The 19,367-nt window shown below is 67.5% G+C and carries 18 protein-coding genes and 2 pseudogenes; 10 read left to right on the top strand and 10 right to left on the bottom strand.

The window, feature by feature from the left end; genetic code table 11:
- Positions 1-269 precede the first annotated feature (269 nt).
- Positions 270-713: a hypothetical protein gene (locus tag ACE3T2_RS10170; RefSeq protein WP_374657013.1), complete on the top strand. Its 444-nt coding sequence runs from the start codon at positions 270-272 to the stop codon at positions 711-713.
- Between the two features lie 54 nt (positions 714-767).
- Here the strand turns inward: ACE3T2_RS10170 and ACE3T2_RS10165 are convergent, their stop codons facing one another.
- On the bottom strand, positions 768-1,121 hold the full coding sequence (locus ACE3T2_RS10165; RefSeq protein ID WP_374657012.1) for a hypothetical protein: 354 nt from the start codon (positions 1,119-1,121) through the stop codon (positions 768-770).
- Positions 1,122-1,216: 95 nt separating this feature from the next.
- On the opposite strand from ACE3T2_RS10165, the gene ACE3T2_RS10160 reads away from it, so the two are divergent.
- Together ACE3T2_RS10160 and ACE3T2_RS10155 are read left to right on the top strand one after the other, a co-directional pair.
- Positions 1,217-1,804 (top strand): TetR/AcrR family transcriptional regulator, encoded by a 588-nt coding sequence (locus ACE3T2_RS10160; RefSeq protein WP_374657011.1) that lies wholly within the window; start codon positions 1,217-1,219, stop codon positions 1,802-1,804.
- 55 nt (positions 1,805-1,859) lie between these two features.
- A complete protein-coding gene (locus ACE3T2_RS10155; protein ID WP_374657010.1) occupies positions 1,860-2,042 on the top strand; it encodes a CsbD family protein in 183 nt (60 codons plus the stop codon).
- Positions 2,043-2,111: 69 nt separating this feature from the next.
- Here ACE3T2_RS10155 and ACE3T2_RS10150 read toward each other — a convergent pair.
- A pseudogene (locus tag ACE3T2_RS10150) lies at positions 2,112-2,219 on the bottom strand (PEPxxWA-CTERM sorting domain-containing protein); the annotation flags it as partial.
- Positions 2,220-2,234: 15 nt separating this feature from the next.
- Positions 2,235-2,711, bottom strand: a pseudogene (locus ACE3T2_RS10145) (proprotein convertase P-domain-containing protein); the annotation flags it as partial.
- A gap of 183 nt (positions 2,712-2,894) precedes the next feature.
- On the opposite strand from ACE3T2_RS10145, the gene ACE3T2_RS10140 reads away from it, so the two are divergent.
- Both ACE3T2_RS10140 and ACE3T2_RS10135 read left to right on the top strand, forming a co-directional pair.
- Complete coding sequence (locus tag ACE3T2_RS10140) at positions 2,895-4,730, top strand: von Willebrand factor type A domain-containing protein (RefSeq protein WP_374657009.1); 1,836 nt, start codon at positions 2,895-2,897, stop codon at positions 4,728-4,730.
- 95 nt (positions 4,731-4,825) lie between these two features.
- The gene (locus ACE3T2_RS10135) at positions 4,826-6,046 is read left to right on the top strand and encodes a glycosyltransferase (RefSeq protein WP_374657008.1); all 1,221 of its coding nucleotides are present in this window, start codon (positions 4,826-4,828) and stop codon (positions 6,044-6,046) included.
- 7 nt (positions 6,047-6,053) lie between these two features.
- Here the strand turns inward: ACE3T2_RS10135 and ACE3T2_RS10130 are convergent, their stop codons facing one another.
- A complete protein-coding gene (locus tag ACE3T2_RS10130) occupies positions 6,054-7,283 on the bottom strand; it encodes an acyl-CoA dehydrogenase family protein (protein WP_374657007.1) in 1,230 nt (409 codons plus the stop codon).
- 15 nt (positions 7,284-7,298) lie between these two features.
- Positions 7,299-8,420 carry an acyl-CoA dehydrogenase family protein gene (locus ACE3T2_RS10125; protein WP_374657006.1) on the bottom strand — a complete coding sequence of 374 codons (1,122 nt, stop codon included), beginning with the start codon at positions 8,418-8,420 and terminating at the stop codon, positions 7,299-7,301.
- A gap of 147 nt (positions 8,421-8,567) precedes the next feature.
- Between ACE3T2_RS10125 and ACE3T2_RS10120 the strand changes: the two genes are divergently transcribed.
- Positions 8,568-9,137: a hypothetical protein gene (locus ACE3T2_RS10120; RefSeq protein ID WP_374657005.1), complete on the top strand. Its 570-nt coding sequence runs from the start codon at positions 8,568-8,570 to the stop codon at positions 9,135-9,137.
- Positions 9,138-9,200: 63 nt separating this feature from the next.
- On the opposite strand, the gene ACE3T2_RS10115 is transcribed toward ACE3T2_RS10120, so the two are convergent.
- Entirely contained in the window at positions 9,201-10,175 is a 975-nt protein-coding gene (locus tag ACE3T2_RS10115; protein ID WP_374657004.1) for a PEPxxWA-CTERM sorting domain-containing protein, read from the bottom strand.
- 70 nt (positions 10,176-10,245) lie between these two features.
- On the opposite strand from ACE3T2_RS10115, the gene ACE3T2_RS10110 reads away from it, so the two are divergent.
- On the top strand, positions 10,246-11,220 hold the full coding sequence (locus ACE3T2_RS10110) for a LuxR C-terminal-related transcriptional regulator (protein ID WP_374657003.1): 975 nt from the start codon (positions 10,246-10,248) through the stop codon (positions 11,218-11,220).
- Between the two features lie 24 nt (positions 11,221-11,244).
- Here ACE3T2_RS10110 and ACE3T2_RS10105 read toward each other — a convergent pair whose 3' ends face one another.
- Complete coding sequence (locus ACE3T2_RS10105) at positions 11,245-11,892, bottom strand: OmpW family protein (RefSeq protein WP_374657002.1); 648 nt, start codon at positions 11,890-11,892, stop codon at positions 11,245-11,247.
- 144 nt (positions 11,893-12,036) lie between these two features.
- On the opposite strand from ACE3T2_RS10105, the gene pepN reads away from it, so the two are divergent.
- The 3 genes from pepN (at position 12,037) to ACE3T2_RS10090 (ending at position 17,838) form a co-directional block, all read left to right on the top strand.
- Entirely contained in the window at positions 12,037-14,655 is a 2,619-nt protein-coding gene (gene pepN, locus ACE3T2_RS10100; protein ID WP_374657001.1) for an aminopeptidase N, read from the top strand.
- Positions 14,656-14,736: 81 nt separating this feature from the next.
- A complete protein-coding gene (locus ACE3T2_RS10095; RefSeq protein WP_374657000.1) occupies positions 14,737-15,237 on the top strand; it encodes a response regulator in 501 nt (166 codons plus the stop codon).
- A 99-nt stretch (positions 15,238-15,336) separates the two neighbouring features.
- Positions 15,337-17,838: an ATP-binding protein gene (locus ACE3T2_RS10090; RefSeq protein ID WP_374656999.1), complete on the top strand. Its 2,502-nt coding sequence runs from the start codon at positions 15,337-15,339 to the stop codon at positions 17,836-17,838.
- Here ACE3T2_RS10090 and ACE3T2_RS10085 read toward each other — a convergent pair.
- The 3 genes from ACE3T2_RS10085 to ACE3T2_RS10075 are packed head-to-tail and all read right to left on the bottom strand — an operon-like array spanning position 17,835 to position 19,288.
- On the bottom strand, positions 17,835-18,311 hold the full coding sequence (locus ACE3T2_RS10085; RefSeq protein ID WP_374656998.1) for a periplasmic heavy metal sensor: 477 nt from the start codon (positions 18,309-18,311) through the stop codon (positions 17,835-17,837). The two genes, ACE3T2_RS10090 and ACE3T2_RS10085, sit on opposite strands and share 4 nt — an antisense overlap.
- A gap of 4 nt (positions 18,312-18,315) precedes the next feature.
- On the bottom strand, positions 18,316-18,741 hold the full coding sequence (locus ACE3T2_RS10080; RefSeq protein ID WP_374656997.1) for a hypothetical protein: 426 nt from the start codon (positions 18,739-18,741) through the stop codon (positions 18,316-18,318).
- A 4-nt stretch (positions 18,742-18,745) separates the two neighbouring features.
- Complete coding sequence (locus ACE3T2_RS10075; RefSeq protein WP_374656996.1) at positions 18,746-19,288, bottom strand: RNA polymerase sigma factor; 543 nt, start codon at positions 19,286-19,288, stop codon at positions 18,746-18,748.
- Positions 19,289-19,367 lie beyond the last annotated feature (79 nt).

Below are 19,367 nucleotides of genomic sequence, written 5' to 3'. Positions count from 1 at the left end.
GGATAGGCCTTGGTCAGGCCCTGCATCTGGAAAATATACTGCTGCGCCATGAGGCGTCCGCGCTCGCTCTGCCGAAAAGATCAGGGAATTCGGGGAGGGAGATAGCCGCGCGGGGCGAAAGGCGCAATGCGGCGGTCACGAAGTGATGAACCGCCTTCGTCGCCCGGACCGCCCACTCCATTCAGCGCACAGCGGATCATACCCGTCATGGTAGCATGTGGACCGGCGCCAAGGTTAAGCTCGCGCCAGCGGAGGAATGATTCTTGGATATGAAAGCGACCCTGATCGCCATTGCGATCGCGGCTGCCGCGGCGACGTCGCCGTCGAGCCATGCGAGCGCAACCGTCGTTGCGGCCAACTCCTCGGCCCCCCGGGTCCAGGCAATGGTTGACGACTTCTTCTCGAAGCTACGCGACGGCAAGATCGGCGAGGCTTACGCCGGCGCCTTCACTCAAACTTTGGTAATGAAGAAGCAAGCCGACGTTGAAAACCTGATCGGACAGACCGAGACGGCGCTCCGCTACTATGGAAAGATTCGAGACTGGGAAGAGCTTGAAGAAAAGCGAGAATCTGAAAACTTGATCTTCAAGCGATACCTCCTCCGCACCGCGGTCGGCCCATTATATTTCAAATTTACGATCTACAATAATGGCGACACTTGGATGATTGTAAATCTGTTCTTCACCGATCGCTTCGACCAGTCCGGCATATAGCAGAAAAACACGCCGCCCGCCCCGAGCAGGAACGGGCGGGCGGCGCGGCGCCGTCTACTTCGCGGCGAGTTGGCTGTCGGTGCGGTTTTCGGCCGCCAGCCGGTTGCAGGTGGCGACATTGCGGTCGGTGAGTTCGCGGCCGCGGCTCGCATAGCCGGCCAGCGGCCCGACCGCGGCCGAGACCTTGCGGCATTCCTTCATGAAGGAATCCAGGCCGGCCTTGCGGTCGGAGGTCCCCACGCAGGTGTCGCCGTCACACTTCCATTCCACTCCGTCGACCACGACGGTCAGCGGAGTCGACGCCGGGGTCGCCAGCTTGGCGGTTCCCCGGAAACCCTCGGCCAGGGCGGGGCCGGCCAGCAGGACGGACGCGGACAGGAGGGCGGCGGAAAAAGCCTTCAATTGCATGACGGGCTCCAATTGCTTAAAAAAGGCACGATCGGTCACTAATGCCAAAAGAGCACGGTCGGTCACTTTTTGTCAAGCAGCAGGGAGAGCTTGGCTTGCGGAAGGGCGACGCCACCAAGGCGCGTATCCTCGACGAGACGGCTCGACAGGCCGCGATGAAGGGGTTCGGCGCCGTCAGCCTGAACGACGTGGCCGAAGCCGTCGGCCTGTCGAAGAGCGGTCTTTTCAAGCACTTCGAGTCCAAGGAGGCGATGGAGCTGGTCGCCCTGGACCGCGAGTTCGATCGCTTCGTCGATTTCGTCTGGACGCCGGTCCTCGACCTGCCGCAGGGTCGCCCGCGGCTGGAGCGCATCTTCGAGCTGTGGCTAAACTGGTCGGAGGTGGAGCGCGCGGCTGGCGGCTGCCTGATCATGGCCGCCAGCATCGAACTCGACGATCAGCCCGGCCCGCTGCGCGATCTCCTGCAGAAGAAGGTGCGCCAGTGGCGCAAGACGCTCTCCAGGGAGATCAAGAAATTGCGTGACCCGGAGCTGACCGACGAAGACGCGGCGATCTTCGCCTTCCAGATGAAGAGCTACGTCCTAGGCCACAACGACGCACGGCGGCTGCTGGAGGATGCGGGCGCGCGACGCATTGCGACCGCCTCTTTCGCCGCGCTGATGGATCGCGCCGCGACTGAATAGGAACCCGACCCGCGCTCTCCGCGTACTCCCTGCCGACACGGCAAAGGAGTTCGTCATGCACAAGGACACCATCAAGGGCGCCGCCAAGGAAGCCGCCGGCTCGATCAAGCAGGCGGCCGGCAAGGCGACCGGCAATGAGCGGCTGGAAGCCGAGGGCGCGGCCGAGAAGGTCGGCGGCAAGGTCCAGCAGGGCGTCGGCAAGCTGAAGGACGCCGCGCGCGACGCGCTGAAGCACTAGCGGCCGAAACGACGGCCACGAAAAACGCCGCCGGCCCAAAGCCGGCGGCGTTCTGCATTGCAGACGGGATCAGGCCGCCGCGGCGACGCGGCGACGCGACGAGCGGACCATGGCGCCGGCCGCGCCGAAGCCGATGATCATCATCGCCCAAGTCGCCGGTTCGGGCACGGCCGAGCCGGTGAGCGACAGGCTCCAGCCGCCCAGATTGCCGGCGTCGGCGCCGGCGTCGTCATAGATGCGCAGCACCCAGTCGCCGGCAGCCGACATGCCATTGAAAGCGGCCAAGGCCTGCAGCGGACTGTAGGTTCCGGGGCCGGCGCCGATCGAACCGACGCTGGTGGCGGCGGCGTCGTCGAAGCCGTAGTCGCCGAACGCATCGGTGCTGCCGCCGTTTTCGTCGGTCAGGAAGACGGTCACGCCGTTGTGGGTCAGGCTGATGTCCAGATCAGCCCAGTAGGTGTGGAACAGCTGGCTCAGGCCGACATTGACGTCGCTCACCGAAAAGCCCTGGCCGACCGTGATGGTGCTGGTGAAATTGACCCGGTCCGGCAGCGCCCCGCCGGCGCCGTTGAACACCGTGGCGGCCTGGGCCGAACCGCCGAACGCAAGGGCGGCGAACGCGGCCGCAGCTACAAAACTCTTTTTCACTGAACTCTCCAACTCCCACATCGGGCCACAACTCGGCCGTTACCGCCGGTTACAATGAGTCATTGCAAATTGAGAACCATTCTCGTCTAGCGGGCGATCTCGCCATTCATGCCCGGTGAACGTGATGTCGCCGCGAGCACGTCGAGATTTCGCCGCACAGCGCGCGCCAAGCTCAACCGTCGCAACCAGACAGCGGGGTCCGCCATGTCAGTTCCCAAGACTTTGCGTAGCGCCTCCCTCCTCGGTCTCGCCGGCCTCGTCGCCGCCTCGGGACCGGCCGCTCCCGTCTTCGCCCAGCCCGCCGTCCGCGACGGAACCCCATCGCCCGCTGCTTGCGAGGCGCTGGGCTTCCCCAACTACGGCGACCGGGAAGATCGGCGGGTTCCACGCCGCGCCGGCTATATGCCGGCGCCGCCGGCGCCGCCTCCCCCGCCGTCACCGCTGATCGCCCAGATCCCGCCCCTGCCGGTCCCGCCGGTCGAGAAACGCATCCAGACGCCGGAAGCGCCACGCGCGGCGGCCGACGCGCGGATAGAGGAGTTGGTCGTTTCCGGCGGCCGGGTTCGGTCGTTGCCCGGCCCCATGCGCCCGTCGCCGCTGCAACCGCGCATGGAGACCGAGCGCTATCCGGACGCCCAAAGCAACCCGATCAAGCAGGTCGCACAGGAGCCGGTGTCGACCTTCTCAGTCGACGTCGACACGGCGTCATACGCCAACGTGCGCCGCTTCCTGAACGAGGGCCGCCGCCCGCCGTCCGACGCGGTGCGGGTCGAAGAGCTGGTGAACTATTTCGACTACGGCTATCCGCGCCCGACCGACCGGGCCGAGCCGTTCCGGCCGTTCATCGCGGTCACGCCCTCGCCCTGGTCGCAGGAGCGCCAGATCGTCCACATCGGCCTGCAGGGCTATGACGTGCCGCAGACCCAGCAGCCTCCGCTGAACCTGGTGTTCCTGATCGACACCTCCGGCTCGATGTGGAGCGAGGACCGTCTGCCCCTGGCGATCAAGTCGCTCAACCTGCTGGTCGATCAATTGCGTCCGCAGGATCGCGTCTCCATCGTCGCCTACGCCGGCTCGGCCGGGGCGGTGCTGGCGCCGACCGACGGCCGCAATCGGCTGAAGGCGCGCTGCGCTCTGGGCGCCCTGCGCGCGGGCGGATCGACCGCCGGCGGCCAGGGCCTGACGCTCGCCTACGACCTGGCCCGCCAGAACTTCGACCGGCGTGCGGTCAACCGCGTGATCCTGATGACCGACGGTGACTTCAACGTCGGGGTCGCCGACCCGGCCAAGCTGAAGGACCTGGTCGCCGATCGGCGCAAGGACGGGGTCTACCTGTCGGTCTACGGCTTCGGCCGCGGCAACTACAACGACGTCATGATGCAGACCCTGGCCCAGAACGGAAACGGGACGGCCGCCTATGTGGACTCGCTGAACGAAGCGCGGAAGCTGTTCCGTGACGACTTCTCGTCCTCGCTGTTCCCGATCGCCGACGACGTGAAGATCCAGGTCGAGTTCAACCCCGCTGCGGTCAGCGAGTACCGGCTGATCGGCTATGAGACCCGGATGTTGGCCCGAGAGGACTTCAACAACGACAAGGTCGACGCTGGCGAGGTCGGATCCAAGGCCTCGGTCACCGCGCTCTACGAGATCACTCCAGCGGGTGCGCGGCCGTCCAGCGACCCGCTGCGCTATCAGAGCGCCCGGCCCTCCGCCGCCCCGCGGCCGGGCCGCGAGCTGGCCTATCTGAAGATCCGCTACAAGCTTCCGGGCCAGCCGGCGTCGCGGCTGATCGAGCGCCCGATCGGCCCCGGCGACGCCTATTCCAGCGTCGCGGCGGCGCCGGAATCGACCCGCTGGGCCCTGGCGGTGGCGGGCTTCGGCCAGCTGCTGCGCAACGATCCGCGCATCGCTTCCGGTTTCGGTTGGACCGACGTCACCCGCCTCGCTCAGGGCGCGCGCGGCGAGGATCCGTTCGGCCTGCGCGCCGAGTTCGTCCAGCTCTCGCGGGCGGCGGGAGAGTCTCCGCCGCTCAGCGACTGAAGGCCATAAAATTTCGTCTGGGGCGGGAGTTTTCGCCAGAACCAAACCCCCGCCCCGTTCGTTAGCTGAGAGTCGTAATTAGAGGGAGGCGGCGAGTGTTCGACGTCACCGACTCGCGCACGCATAATCTCATTCGTCTGAACCCGTCCGAGGCGCCACATTTCGGGGCGCCGGGACGGACTGGTTTCCACCTGATCGACACCACTATGATGTATGCGCCCCGATCAGGCGGGGTGAAGCGCTACCTGCTGCAAAAGCGGGACTGGCTGACTCGCCGACGGCCGGACATCGGCCACACGTTGGTCGTGCCTGGCGCCACGACAGGCCTCTCCTCGCACGGGATCGTCACGGTCGCTGCGGCCCGGCTGCCGTTTGGCGACGGCTATCGCATGCCGGCTTCCACGACGAAGTGGGAGACCGTCATCCGCATGCTGGAGCCCGACATCATCGAGGCCGGCGACATGTTCGTCCCCGGCCACGCGGCGCTGGAGGCCGGAGAGGCCCTGGGCGTACCAGTGGTCGGCTTCTGCCACACTGACGCGGCGGCCCTGGCGGCGCTCCACTTCGGCGACTGGGCCGAGGCGCCGGCCATGAAACACTGGGCGGCGACCTTCCAACAGTTCGACCGGGTGGTGGCGCCCAGCCGGCATATCGCGCAGCGTCTCGGTGAGGCCGGGGTGGAAAAGGTCAGCGTCCAGACCCTGGGCGTCGACACCGAGCTGTTCCATCCGAGCCGGGCCGATCCGGCGCGCCTGAAACGCCGCCTGGGCCTGGATCCTTCGGCGCGGCTGCTGGTCTTCGCCGGGCGGCCGGCCCGCGAGAAGAACATCGACAGTCTGATCTGCGCGGTCGAGCGCCTGGGCGATCCCTACTACCTGCTGCTGGTCGGCGCGGGTAAGGACGCGCACTACTCGCCGCGGGTCGTGCCATTGAGCTACGAGCGCGATCCGGTGAAGCTGGCCGGGGTGATCGCCAGCTGCGACGCGCTGGTGCACGCCAACGAGAATGAGCCCTTCGGCCTTGTGGTGCTGGAGGCGCTGGCGGCGGGCCTGCCGGTGGTCGGCCCGTCGCGTGGCGGCATCGCCGAGCTGATCGACGAGCAGGTGGGCCAGCGGGCCGTCAGCGTCGATCCGGCCGGCATGGCCGAGGCGATCGAGGCGCTGTTCGCACGCGACCAGCAGCCGATCCGCGAAAACGCCCGCCGCAGGGCAGAGATGCGCCACCGTTGGGACACGACCTTCGAGGGGCTGACCCGGCTCTACAGCGAGTTGGTGGCCGGTCGCGCCGCCGGCGAACCGGCGGCGCTGCGGGCCTAGCGCAGGCCTAGCGGCCCGTCGGCATGTCCTTGAACGGCACGTCCTTGTCGACGCGGATGTCACCGGGCAGGCCCAATACGCGCTCGGCGATGATGTTCTTCAGGATTTCGTCCGTACCGCCTGCGATCCGCAGGCCCGGCGCGAACATCACAGACGAGTGGAAGCCGCCGTGCAGCGGGGCCAGGTCCGGGTCGTTGATGATCCCGTACTGATCCAGCATCTCGATGGCGGTGTTGGCCAGGTCCTGCATCTGGACCGCCGAGATGATCTTGCCGATCGAGCTCTCCGGCCCCGGCGTCTGGCCGCGCGACAGCGCGGTCATGGTCCGGTTGCGGGTGTGCTTCAGCCCCTCGGCCTGGACATACCAGTCGGCCAGCTTCTCGCGCAGGGCCTGATCGGACAGGGCGGTGGCGCCGTCATGGCTCGGCGTCTTGCGCGCGACGTCCATGAACTGGCTCCAGCCCGCGCCCGACGCGCCGCCGACCGCAAGCCGCTCGTTCATCAGGGTGACCAGACTGACCTTCCATCCCTCGCCCTCGGCGCCCAGCCGCTGGCTGTCCTTGACACGGACGTTGGTGAAGAACACCTCGTTGAAGCCCGACCCGCCCGACATCTGGTGGATCGGCTTGACCTCGACCCCCGGATCCTTGAGGTCGAGCCAGAACATGGTCAGGCCCTTGTGCTTCGGCACGTCTGGATTTGTCCGAACGATTACAATGCCATAGTCCGAAAACTGGGCGCCCGTCGTCCACACCTTCTGGCCGTTGATCACCCAGTCGCCTGAGCCGTCATTTACCCGCTCGGCTTTGGTGCGGGAGGCGGCGACGTCCGAGCCGCCGGACGGCTCGGAGAACAGCTGGCTCCAGATTTCCTCGCCGCGGATGGCCGGTCCGACAAAGCGCTTCTTGGTCTCCTCGTCGGCGAAGGTCATGACTGTCGGCAGGCACATGCCCAGGCCGATCTGGAACGGGTTCCCGGGAATCGGATGCTTGGCTTCTTCCTGGTTGAAGATCACCTGTTGGACCGGAGTGCCGCCCTGCCCGCCCCATTCCTTGGGCCAGGTGATGCAGGCGTAGCCGGCGGCGGCCTTCTTGGCCTGCCAAGCCTTCGAGGCGGCCATGCCGTCGCCGCCCTCGGGATCAGACGAGCCTTCCCGCTTCTTGGGGGCGTTGGCCTCAAGCCAGTCGCGGACCTGGGCGCGGTAGGCGGCTTCTTCGGGGGTGTCGTTGAAATCCATGATCCTGCTCTCCCCTTAGGCGGCTTCGACGTTGCGGCGTTCGAGGTGGCTGACGAGACGCTCTTTCCAGACCCTCGGCGCGCCCGCGACGAGGGACAGCTGGCGCGAGCGCCGGTAATAGAGGTGACAGTCCATTTCCCAGGTGAAGCCGATGCCCCCGTGGGTCTGGATGTTTTCCTTCGAGGCGAACCAGAAGGCCTCGCTGGCGGCGATGCGGGCGGCGCTGGCGGCGACCGGCAGCTCAGGCGCGTCCGTGTTGAGCGCCCAGGCGCCGTAATATGCGTTGGACCGCGACAGCTCGTTCTTGACGTACATGTCGGCCAGCTTGTGCTTGATAGCCTGGTACGAGGCGATCACCCGGCCAAAGGCGTAGCGTTCCAGCGCATACTCCTTGGCCATCTCCAGGCAGCGGTCAGCCCCGCCGGTCTGTTCGAAAGCCAGCAGCACCGCGGCCCGATCGAGGATCTGCTCCAACAGCTCGAAGCCTTCACCAACATTCCCAAGCCGGCGCACGGGCGTATCCTTGAAGGTCAGCTTGGCCGCATCGCGGGTGGGGTCCAGCGTCTTGACCGCCTCGCGGCTGACCGAGCCGTCGGTCAGGTCGGCGATGAACAGGCCGGGCTTGCCGTTCTCCTTGGCCAGGACGAGGGCGACATTGGCGATGTCGCCGTCGGTCACGGGAATCTTCACACCGGTCAGCTTGCCGTCGGCGACGCTGGCCTGGAGACTGGCAGGCGTCAGCACGCCCGGACCTTCAGACGTGGCGAGCGCGCCGATGATCTCTCCGGCGGCGATCTTCGGCAGCAGGTAGGACTTCTGCTCTTCGTTTCCGGCCAGCATGACCGCCTCGGCCACGATGTAGACCGTCGAGGCGAAGGGGATCGGGGCGACCGCGCGGCCGAGTTCCTCGGCGATCACGCAAAGCTCCAGGTGACCGAGGCCGAGGCCGCCATGGGCCTCCGGAATCGCCGCGCCGAGCCAGCCCTGGGCCGCGACCTGCTTCCAGAGTTCCTCGTCATAGGCCTTGCCGTCGTCGTCGAGGACCTTGCGCACCCGTGTGGTCGGGCAATTGGCCTCGAGGAACTTGCGCGCCTCGTTCTTCAGGAACTTCTGATCATCTGAAAAATCGAAATTCATTTCCGCCCATTCCGCCGGTTTTTCGGCTGGTTCGATACGTCCTTGCGCCCACCATACGCGTCGCGCGCGCCTTGGAAAGATTGACCTCACGTCAAGAAATTCCGTGTCTTATGGGCGGCTGGACGACGGGCTCACGAAGGCGCACGCATGGCCAAGGCGATATTCCAGCGAAACCAGAAGGTTTGGGTCGAGAGCGTCGGCGTATGGGCCAGCGTCGAGAAGATCGTGCCGGTCTGGGCCCGTGGTTTCGACGAACCGGTGCGTGTCACCTACGACGTCGGACTGGGCCGCGAATTCCTGGCCCACGAGCTGAAACCCGAGCAGGACAGCGGGGCGGACGCGGTCGGCGACGGCGCACCGGCGTGGCGGCTGCTGCGCGCGCGCAACAAGTGGCAGACCGAGGAGGACTCCTCCCACCACCCCTATCCGGGGACCTATCCGGTGGTGGTCACCGACGCCGCGGACTGGGGCGGCTGGCGGGTGCCGGGCGCCGAGTATGACCGAGACCCGCACAAGATCGAGTTTCAGGCGCGGCTGATCACCTGCGCGCCGCGGATGCTGGCCCTGGGCCGAGCCCTGGTGAAGCTCGTCGACGAAAGCGCCGGCGACGCGCCGCCCGAGCTGCAGCGCATCGCCGAGGAGTTCGCCAAGCTCGACCGGCATTTCCGGGAAGCGCCGAGCGCGACCTCCACGCCCACCCAGGCCCAGGTGGCCTGACCACCGCCCGCCTTCGGCTGAAGCGGCCACGCACCAGGCGTGACCGCTTCTCCGTGAGGGACGTCAAGCGAAGCGCTGACCCGCGTTACGGCGCCGCGCAAGACCGCCCACCAGACCAAAGCCGACGATCATCATCGCCCAGGTTCCCGGCTCCGGAACCCCGCCGGTAATCGGCGAATAGGTCGAGCGGAACTCCCAATTGACAATGTCATGGTTCGCCGCCGCGGCCCCTGTGCCGGAGGTGAAGCCGACAAACGCGTTCGGCGTCCCCAGTACGCCCGCAAGGTTGACATTGTAGGACAGGAGCGCCGCGGCCGGGCGTATGTTGTTGCTGGCCAAGCGCACCTCAAGAAGGTTGGAGGCGCCATTGTAGTCGACCCAGGCGGTGAGATCCTGCCCACTGTCGAGGCCGAAGGGCGACGTCGCCTGAAGCACCGAAGCGACAGAACCGCCGAGGTCGACGCCGACATGGTTGTCGTCGGGGTCGCCCACGGGCCAGTTGTACCAGTTGTCGAACTCGATCCCGACGCTGTTGGTCACGCCCTCATAGCCGATACCGCCTCCCAGACCGCCGACATTGTTGGAGTTCGTCTGGACGGTGAAGACGATCCCGTCGGCGCCGCCGCCCAGCTGATTGTTGAAATTGAAGGTGAAGCGGGTCGAGAAGCTGACGTCCGCCCCGAGTGTGATCGGGTTGGTGCTGAAAACCGATCCGGCCTGGTTGTAGTTGGACGGCGTGACCCGCAGCACCGTGCGTGAACCGTCGTTGACCGCCGCCGCGGCGCCGTTCAGCTGAAGCCCCGCCGTCGAGCTGAAATCGTTGAAGACGATCGTCGTCGCCAAGGCAGGCGACGACACAAACGCGGCGGCCACGGCCGCCCCGAGCAATCCGACCCTCATCTCTATTCTCCTGTTCGGCGCACGCCGAACCCTCACTATCCGAGCGCCATGCCGCTCCGCGGCCGGCCGAACGAGGCGGAGACCGCCTCCGCCAAATTCGAGCTCGGCGATGGCGGCGTTGAACAGCCCGTTCGCCAAGAACATTGCGGCCGCCCGAGCGCGGCTCAATAGTGCAGATGCTCTATGAATTGGAGAACGGGTGGCCTCCATGGGCGACGACGGAGCGGCGGGCGGTGTTCTGAACACGCTGATCGCCGGCATCTATGCCGGGGTGCTGGAACTGCCGTACGCCGACTTCAAGGAGCGCACCCTGGCCGGGCTGACCGCCGCCATTCCATTCACCTCCGGGGTCTGGGCTTCGGGCGCCTACAGCAGCAACACCATGCACAGCGTCGCCCTGCTGAACCACGGGCCCGAGATGCTCATGGACTATGTCATGCACTGGCAGGAGAACGACTTCGTCCGCGCTGCGGTCGTCGGCAAGCCAGGCAAAGCGCACCGCAACGAGGACGTGATGCCCCTGGCCGAGTATCACCAGTCCGCGATCTACCTCCAGTTCTCCAAGCCCGCCGGGCTGGAACACGCGCTGGGCGTCGTGCACGCCGACTTGGCGAGCGACCTGGGGGAGCTGCTGTTCCTGTTCCGCGACGATCCCGACCAGGCCTTCACCGACGACGAGGTGCGGCGGCTGGAGTTGCTGCTGCCGCACCTGACCACGGCCTGGCGACAGCGCCAGGCGTTACATCGCTACGAAACCGGCAGCCCAGCGGAGTTTCAGACCAGCGGGCTGGCGGTGATCGACGACCGGGGATTGTTGTGGACCGTTGAGCCGCGGTTCAGCGAGCTGCTGCGCGAGGCCTTCCCGCGGTGGAAGGGACCGCGCCTGCCCGCAGATGCGGTCCGCGCCCTGCGAAGCGAGACGGCGCGGGCCGGCAATCTGGAGTTCCATGTCACCCGTGGCGAAGGCCGCCATCTGATCTCCGTCCGCCGACTTGGCGACGACGGGCTGACTGCGGCCGAGATCAAGGTGGCGCGGCTGTTCGCCGGCGGTCGTTCCAATCGCGAGGTGGCTGCTGGGTTGGGCGTCAGCCCGGCGACGGTGCGCAACCAATTGGCCTCGATCTACCGCAAGCTCGACATCCATTCGAAAGCCGAGCTCGCGCGCCTCTTCCCGACGGGCTAGACGCGCCAGCCCCGCAAAGAGCAGTTAGAACTTGTAACCGACGCCCGCCGAGACGACCCACGGATCCAGCTTCACCTTCGTCTTGAGCGCGCCGTCGTTGATGCTGGCGTCGGTCTCGAAGAACACTTTCTTGACGTCGAGGTTGGCGCTCCAGCGGTCTTTCAGAGCCACATCGACCCCAGCCTGCAGCGCGTAGCCGAAGCCGTCGTCGATATCGACCTTGAAGCCGTTCCGGTCCTTGCCCCTGTAGAACAGCATGTAGTTCAGGCCCGCCCCGACATAGGGGCTGATCCTGGCGTCGGGCGCGAAATGATACTGCAGCGAGACCACCGGGGGCAGCACCCAGGTCTTGTGCACCGTCACATCGACGCCTGGCCCCACGGCCTTGACCTCATGCTGAGTGGTCCCGGCGATCGCTTCGACCGCAAGATGGTCGGTGAAAAAGTAGGTCAGGCCGATCGTTGGCATGACGTCGTCGCCGACCTTGGCCTTGAGGCCGCTGTCGGCGCCCACGGCAGTCCGGATCGATCCGTCGGCGTCGGTCAGCACCCCGCTGGCGCGGACGTTCAGCATCACGAGACCTTTCTGCTTGGGCTGGAAGTCCTGCGCGGTCGCGGCGCCTCCCATCAGCAGAACAAGCGCGCCGGAAAGGAGGAAACGGGCGGCGATCATGATTTATCCCCAATTTTGTTATGGCTATTGTGCCGCCGTCCATATCGCGCAAAGCCAACCGCACAGCTTTGACCGACCGCAAATCGGCCGCGGCGATCACCGGACGCCCTGGCGAAGGCCGCGCGCCGTGGCTAAATGCCGACCATGCGCACAGACACGCCCCAGCCCATCCGGCTCGCCGACTACGCCCCGCCCGCCTTCCTGATCGACGATGCCCGTCTGGACTTCGACCTGGCCCCCAACACCACGCGCGTGAAGGCCAGGCTGAGCATCCGGCGCAACGGCGAGCACGGCCAGCCACTGGTGCTGAACGGCGAGCGGCTGAAGCCGATCTCGGTGATGGTGAACGGCCGCGCGCTGGGCGAAGGCGAGCGGACGATCGACGACGAGTTCCTGACCGTCCCGGGCGTGCCGGACGCCTTCGTGCTGGAGACCGAGGTCGAGATCGACCCCGAGAACAACAAGGCCCTGGAAGGCCTCTACATGTCCGGCGGCCGCTTCTGCACCCAGTGCGAGGCCGAGGGCTTCCGCAAGATCACCTGGTATCCCGACCGACCCGACGTGCTGTCGCGGTTCACGGTGCGGATCGAGGCGGACAAGTCGTTCCGCCACCTGCTGTCGAACGGCAACCTGATGGAGGCCGGCGAGTTGCCGAACGGCCGCCACTTCGCCGTCTGGAACGACCCGTTCCCGAAGCCCGCCTACCTGTTCGCCCTGGTCGGCGGCGAACTGGATGTGCTGGAGGACAACCTGGTCACCATGACCGGGCGCACGGTCGAGCTGAAGATTTTCGTCGACACCGGCATGGCCCCGCGCGCGGCCTACGCCATGGACGCCCTCAAGCGCTCGATGAAGTGGGACGAGCAGGCCTTCGGCCGTGAATACGACCTGGACCTCTTCATGATCGTCGCGGTGCGCGACTTCAACTTTGGAGCCATGGAGAACAAGGGGTTGAACATCTTCAACTCCTCCCTGCTGCTGGCCGACCCGGCGACCGCCACCGACCTCGACTACGAGCGCATCGAGAGCGTCGTGGCGCACGAATACTTCCACAACTGGACCGGCGACCGCATCACCTGCCGCGACTGGTTCCAGCTCTGCCTGAAGGAAGGCCTGACGGTTTTCCGCGATCAGAGCTTCTCGGCCGACATGCGCGGCCACGCTGTGCAGCGGATCAAGGACGTGAAGGCCCTGCGCGCGCGGCAGTTCCCGGAAGACCAGGGCCCGCTGGCTCACCCGGTGCGCCCCAGCAGCTATCTGAAGATCGACAACTTCTACACCGCGACCATCTACGAGAAGGGCGCGGAGGTCATCCGGATGCTCAAGACCCTGATCGGCGCGGAGAAGTTCCGCGAGGGCATGGACCTCTATTTCGAGCGCTGGGACGGCCATGCGACGACGGTCGAGGCCTTCATCGACTGCTTCTCCGAGGTCACCGACCGTGACCTGAGCGACTTCTTCGCGTGGTACGAGCAGGCTGGCACGCCGCGCGTGTCGCTGAAGCACGACTACGACCCCGCCAACCGGACCCTTACCCTTGAGCTGACGCAGGACACGCCCCCGACGCCGGGCCAGCCGAACAAGAAGCCGCTGCCGACGCCGGTCGTCGTCGGCCTGCTGGACAACGAAGGCCGCACCCTGGCGTTCGAACGCGACGGCGCCGCGGTGGACGAGACCCTGATTGTGCTCGACGGCGCGAGCGCCAAGATCACGTTGACTGGCGTCGACAGCGCCCCGGTGGTCTCAGCCTTGCGCGGCTTCTCGGCGCCGGTGGCGCTGACCACTGACGCGAGGCCCGCCGCCAGCTACGTGCAGATGGCCGGCGACCCCGACCTCTTCAATCGCTGGGAGGCCGGGCAGGAACTGGCCCGCGCGCTGATCGTAGCCCGGGCCAAGGGCGCGCCCGACGAGGTCGGCGAGGAACGCTTCGCCGAGGCCATGGGCCGCGCGCTGGCCGATCAGGCCAGCGACCCGGCCTTCAAAGCGCTGCTGCTGTCGCTGCCCAGCGAGCCCGATCTGGCGCTGGCGCTGCAGCCGGCCGATCCCGCTGCGATCCACGAGGCGCGCGAGGCCCTGCGCCAACGCCTGGCCCTGCATCTGGAAGAGGACCTGAAGCGGCTGCACATCGGCCTGCAGGAGCTGGGCGAATTCTCGCCCGACGCCGCCAGCGCCGGACGCCGCGCCCTGCGCAACGCCGCCCTCGACCTGCTGGCCGCCAACCCGCGCGCAGAGATCGGTGAACTGGCCGACGGCCACTATCGCGGCGCGGCCAATATGACCGACGCCATGGGCGGGCTTTCGGCCCTGATGCTGATCGGCGGCGAGCTTTACGAAAGCGCCTTGGCCGACTTCTTCGCCCGCTGGAAGTCCGAGCCCTTGGTCATCGACAAGTGGTTCGCTCTCCAGGCCCGCGATCCGGACGAAAGCGCGCTGGGCCGCGTCATGGGCCTGACCGCCCATCCCGCCTTCGACCAGAAGAACCCCAACCGGCTGCGGGCGCTGGTCTCGACCTTCGCCAACTTCAATCCGGTCCGCTTCCACGATCCGAGCGGAGCAGGCTATCGCTTCCTCGCCGACCAGATCCTGGCGGTCGACGGCTTCAACCCGATGACGGCGGCCCGCCTGGTGGACGCCCTGGGCGGCTGGCGGCGCTACAAGCCCGAGTTGGGGGCGTTGATGAAGGAGGAACTGGCCCGGATCGCGGCGGCAGAGGGCCTGTCGAAAAACGTCTACGAACTGGTGGGCAAGGCGTTGGCGGACTGATCCGCCGCGCCTTGGGGCGAACCGAATCTTTACGCCAATTCAGTAGCTTGCGATCAGGCCGGATGCTTGGGAGATTGCGCGATGTCCGTCTCGCTCGCACGGCTGCGCTTCCTGGTCGTGGACGACAACACCCACGCGGTGAATCTCGTCAAGACCATGCTGCGCGGCTTTGGCGCCGACCGTCTGCACGACGCCCAGACCGTAGCCGCGGCCAAGCAGCAGATGACCGCCGCCCCTGCCGACATCGTCATCCTCGACTATATGCTGGGCGGCGAAGAAGGCGTGACTTTCGCCCGCTGGCTCCGCAACGCACCGGAGAGCCCGGCGCCCTACGCCCCCATCATCCTGCTGACCGGCCATGCGGACCGCGCGAAGCTGATGGCCGCCCGCGACGCCGGGGTGAACGAGTTCTGCGTCAAGCCGGTCACGCCAGCGGACCTGATGAAGCGCATCGCCTGGGTGATCGACAAACCCCGCCCGTTCGTCCGCAGCCCGGACTACTTCGGGCCTGATCGGCGGCGCAAGGATGACCCGAACTACAAGGGTCCGGAGCGCCGTGGGGACCGACGACCGAAGACCTGAGCCCGCGTCGAAACGCGACATGACTGCGGGTGACGCGACGGGTCAGCTTGCGTAGACTCCCCGTTAAGGTGAATCGGGGCGCAAGGGAGCAGCGGGGCTTTGGCCAAACGCGGTGGCAAGGACACGGCCGATAAACGGCCAGGCCAGCCGCGTGGCGCATCGGCGCCCGATCGGCGCCTTGCGGCCAATCAGACCTTCGTACGGGCCGCCATTCTCGCGACCCTGTTGCTGCTTGCGGTCTATACCGCCGTAGCGGTGGCCCGGATCGGCAGTCAGCCCCAGGTGGCGACTCCGCAGAACGCCGCCCTCCCGGCCCGGACCGAAGCCTTGGCCAACCGCCTGGACGCCGAAGGCGCGGCCTTGCGAGGCGGGCTGCTGGTCTCCCGCGAGATTCTCCAGCGCCGCTCCGAGCCGCTCGACGCGGCCGAGGCCGGGTTGAGCGCGACCGCCGGCGCGGCCGTCGCTGTCGCGATCCTCGATGAAAAAGGGGCCGTCGCCATCGCCGGCAAGGCGCCCGGGATCGATTGGCGCAATCTCGCCGCCGGGGCCGGCCGCGGAGAGTACTGGATCGGCGCGGTTGACGCCCCGGCGTCGACCATCGCCGCTTCGGTCACCGCTGTTACCGCCAAGGGACCGCGGCGGATCGTGGCGATCGGCGATCCAGTCCGCCTCGGCGCTGCTCTATCGGCCGGCCAGGCGATCGCCACCACCGACGGACGAATGATCGCGCCGGCCAGCGGCCAGGTCGCCGAAGCTTTCGGCGCGCCCGCCTCGCAGCTCGCGCGCCAGGGCTTGGCGAAGGGCGTAAGGCCGGACGGCGGCAGCCTGGACCTCAGCGGACGTCCGGCCCTCGGCGGCGCGCTGATCGCCATCACCTCGACCCCATCGAGCGGACGAGAGCTCAGCACCACCGCAACGCAACTTGTCTGGCTCACGGCGCCGCTCGCAGCCGCCTTCGCGCTGGGCCTGCTGCTGCTGCGCCAGAGCCGCAAGGTCGAAAGCGCCCAGCAGGCTTTCGTCGATTCCGAGCATCGCTTCCGCCTGGCCGTCGAGGCCGCCCGGTGCGGCATCTGGGAATGGGACCTAAGCACCGACCAGATGTTCATGTCGGACGTCACCGGCGCGATCTTCGGATGGGGCGGAGGAGGCGTCGTCTCGGGCCATGAGGTCCTGGAGCGAGTGTCTCCCGACCATCGCGAACGCGTCCGCCAGGCCTTGTCCACCGCCGCCGTATACGGCGGCTTCGACGTTTCCTTCCGTGTGCCGGCGCCTCAGGGCGGACGGCCGATCTGGATCGACGCGCGCGGCCAGGCCTTCGGCCAACCGGGCCACGAAGGTTATACGCGGATCATTGGGGTTGCTCTGGACGTCACCGAGGAGCGCATGGCCCAGGCGCGTGCACAAGCGGCCGAAAGCCGGCTGCGGGACGCGATCGAGAGCGTCTCCGAAGCCTTTGTGCTATGGGACCGCCACGGGCGCTTGCTGCTCTGCAACCAGAACTTCCGCAGCGTCTTTTCGCTGGAACCGCGACTGCTGAAGCCCGGCGCGACGCGCGATGAAGTCAACCGCTTCGCCCAGCTCGCCATCCAGCAGGAGACGCCCAGCGCCGACGGCAAGCGCGGCGTGCGCGAGGCCGAGCTCGTCAACGGTCGCTGGATTCAGATCTCCGAGCGCCGCACCGCAGAGGGCGGCCTAGTCATGACCGCCGCCGATATTACCGCGATCAAGACCCAGGAAGAGGCCCGCCGGCAGAACGAGGAACAGCTGCAGCAGGCCGTCGTGAATCTGGAACGCAGCCAGGAGCAGCTCTCCGAGCTCGCCCGCAAGTACGAGATGGAGAAGGTCCGCGCCGAGGGCGCCAATAAGGCCAAGAGCGAGTTCCTGGCCAATATGAGCCACGAACTGCGCACGCCGCTGAACGCCATCAACGGCTTCTCCGAGATCATGGTCGGCGAGATGTTCGGTTCGCTGGGCGACCCCCGCTACAAGGGCTACGCTCAGGACATCCTTTCGTCCGGCCAGCATCTGCTGGCGCTGATCAACGACATTCTGGACATGTCGAAGATCGAGGCCGGCAAGATGAGCCTGAAGTTCGAGCCGCTGTCGCTCGAGGAGGTCACGGAGGACGCGGTGCGCCTGGTCCGCAACCGCGCCGAGGCGGCCGGCTTGACGCTCTCGATCGCATTCCCGCACCTGCCAGAGGTCGAAGCCGACTATCGCGCGGTCAAGCAGGTGCTGCTGAACCTGCTCTCCAACGCCATCAAGTTCACCCCGCGCGGCGGGCGCATCACGGTCATCGCCGAGGGCCGCCGCGACCCGCTGGGCGAGCATGTGCGGGTCAGCGTCCAGGACACCGGCATCGGCATCGCTCAAGACGACCTCACGCGCCTGGCTCAGCCGTTCGAGCAGGTGGAGAACCAGCACTCCAAGACCACCCAGGGCACGGGCCTGGGTCTGGCGCTGACGAAGTCGCTGGTCGAGATGCACGGCGGACTGCTGGACATGCAGAGCGCGCCCGGGGAGGGCACCCTCGTCAGCTTCAGCATCCCGGTGCGCCGCGAACCGGCGCAGCAGCAGCGCGCCGGCGGCTTCGCCGCCTAACGCTCGCGCCGCTCTCCGGGCGGGCCGCCACGATGCGCGGAGAGACCCCGCGCCAGCGCGGCCCGGTCGGCCGGCGAGAGTCGATCGGCGAAGTCCACCACTCCGTCTTCGATCCGCCCTCGCGCAGCCGCCTCCTCGGCGCGGATGCCAGCCAAGCGCGCCTTGGCGGCCTTGGCGTCGAACGGCTCGTCGCCGAGCGCGCGCCAGGCCGCGAGCCGCGCGGCCCGGACCGCATGCATCTCCTCGCGCGCGGCCCTGCCCTGGTCGCGCAAAGCCTCGCGATAGGCGCGGGCCTGCTCGGGCGGCAGCACGTCCGCCGCACGCCACAGCGGCGGCGGACCGCGGCCAGCGGGCGGGCGGTCGTCGCCGCGGACTCTCTGCCCCACGACCAAGCCGCCAGCGACGGCGCCGATGAGGAACAGGTTGAGCGCCAGGGAGGCGAACAACGCGATCGACAAGGTTCTGCGGCTCACCACCCTAGGCCCCTTCTCCGCTGACCAGCCCCGAGAGGTCGTCGTAATTGCCGAGCGCCGCGCTGACCGTCTCGTCCGCCCGGGTCGGCGCCACCGATTCCGACAGCATTACGCCCACCACAAGCCCCGCCGCACAGGCCACGGCCAGCCCCGCACCTGCGCCGGCGCGCCAGAGCCAGCCGCCCAACCCACGACGCAGGCGGTGCTCGGGCGCAGCTGCGATCACCGCTTCGCGCAGCCGATGAGACGCCTGCAGCGGCGCCCAGTCGTCCAGCGCCGCATCGAGCCGCGCCGCCTCCGCCAAGATCCGCGCCGCCAGATCGCGTTCGCGGGCGGCGAACATCGCCGCTGCGTCCCAATCGGCGCTAGGCCAGCGCGCCATGTCGCCGCCATAGGCCTCAGCCAACGCCTCGAACCTCTCCGGGGTCATGAGCCTAATCTCCAACCATATCGGCGAGCGCGACGCGCAGCGCGCGCCGCCCGCGCGAAAGCAGACTTTCCAGAGCCTCGACGCTGACGCCCATCAAGGCCGCCGCCTCGATGTTGGAAAGCTCCTGATAATGACAGAGCACGATCGCCTCCCGTTGCCGCTCGGGAAGCGCCTGCATGGCGCTGGCGACCCGCGAGCCGGCGTCCCGCGCCTGAAGGCCGCGATCGGGTCCGGGCGCATCGTCCGCGACGTCGGGCGGAGCATCCGTGACCACCTCGCGTCGGCGGCGCAGGCGGTCGTAACAGAGATTGAGGGCGACCCGGTGCAGCCAGGTGTCGAAGCGGGCGAGGCCCGGCTTCCACGACCGCGCCTGTTTCCATGCCCGCACGAAGGTCTCCTGGGCCACGTCCTCGGCCTCGGCGGCGTCGCCCAGCATCCGTCCGGCCAGCGCCAGCAACCGCGGCAGCTTGCGAGCGACGAGCGCGCGAACGGCCGCGGGATCGCCCTCGCCCACACGCGTCAGCAGAGCCTCGTCCGGATCGCCCAAACCTCACCTCGCCTGCGGATGCAAGCTGCCGATATCGTTCAAGTTTCGCCACGACCTCTCGTCCAGCGCAACCTGCACT

Source organism: Phenylobacterium sp. (genome assembly GCF_041919955.1).
In the GTDB taxonomy this organism is placed as follows: domain Bacteria; phylum Pseudomonadota; class Alphaproteobacteria; order Caulobacterales; family Caulobacteraceae; genus Phenylobacterium.
This window is presented reverse-complemented; position numbering and strand designations above follow the sequence as displayed.